Below are 387 nucleotides of genomic sequence, written 5' to 3' on the forward strand. Positions count from 1 at the left end.
CCCGGCCGGACAGGCGTACGTGGCCACCCAGGACGCCTCGGCCACGGACGACTACTTCCCGTCCAGCGGAGCGGTCGTCATCGGCGGCAAGAAGATGTACACCGTGCAGTACAACCACCGTGTCGCACTCGTCTACGCCAGCGACGTCACCGCGACCAAGGCCGTTCACCACTGGGAGAACGACGGCGTCTGACCGTCGGGACCGTCCAGTGACCTGACAGCGGACACGGTGGCACGTCGCCGTCGCCCGCGGCGACGTGCCACCGTGTCGCATCGACGAACAGCCGAAAGCCTCATCAATGGAGTGACGACAAGTGGATCTCAGACTGGAAGTCCTGGTGCTGCCCGTCTCCGACGTCGACCGTGCCAAGGCCTTCTACAAGGCGG

1 protein-coding gene is annotated in these 387 nt (G+C 65.6%); it reads left to right on the plus strand.

Going from position 1 to position 387, the window contains the following annotated elements; translation table 11 throughout:
- Positions 1 to 193: hypothetical protein (locus KBY32_RS35185; protein ID WP_210982928.1), on the plus strand; the 193-nt coding region annotated here is incomplete at its 5' end.
- Positions 194 to 387 lie beyond the last annotated feature (194 nt).

The organism is Streptomyces sp. RK62 (assembly GCF_018070255.1).
Lineage (GTDB): Bacteria > Actinomycetota > Actinomycetes > Streptomycetales > Streptomycetaceae > Streptomyces > Streptomyces nigra.